The organism is Pseudomonas sp. B7(2017) (assembly GCF_002112745.1).
GTDB lineage: Bacteria > Pseudomonadota > Gammaproteobacteria > Pseudomonadales > Pseudomonadaceae > Aquipseudomonas > Aquipseudomonas ekonensis.
Window position 1 is genome coordinate 1 of record NZ_NEIP01000050.1, and the last position, 525, is coordinate 525.

A 525-nucleotide genomic window follows, 5' to 3' on the forward strand; every position below is an offset into this window, starting at 1 on the left:
CTCGAATGGTCAAAACCCCTGCCGCCCGAGCAATGGGCCCAACGCTCCCCGGCGCTTGCAGCCGCCATCGCCCAGCGCGAAGCGGAATTGGCGGCTCAATCCGAGGCGCCGGCATGAGCACGCCAGCGGCCGGCACCACGAAGAAAGGGATGTTTTCGCGCAATGACTATCTGGCGCCATTGCCGATCCCTACGGGGGAAAACCCCTGTGACATGCTCAATACCATCTGGCGCAAGAACGATGTCTTTATTGACATCGGCAACTACAGTATCGGTTCGGCGGTGATGGTGATGTGGCCCATGGTGATGTTGTTTTTAGCCATGTCATTTTTTACTCGAAATCTGAATTCTGATTTCAGTCAAGATGTTCTGATCCTCGGCGCATGCATCATGGCCCTCCCAATTTTTTGGTTCATCCGAGGCCTCTTCCGCGAAGTCCCCTTGCCCGTCCGCTTCAACCGCCAGCGCCGCGAAGTCTGCGTGCCCCGCGACAACGGCGAATACTGGATCGTCCCCTGGGAAACCG

The 525-nt window shown here is 57.7% G+C and carries 1 pseudogene; it reads left to right on the forward strand.

The features are described from left to right. Positions 1-113: 113 nt before the first annotated feature. A pseudogene (locus CAG29_RS28040) lies at positions 114-525 on the forward strand (hypothetical protein); the annotation flags it as partial.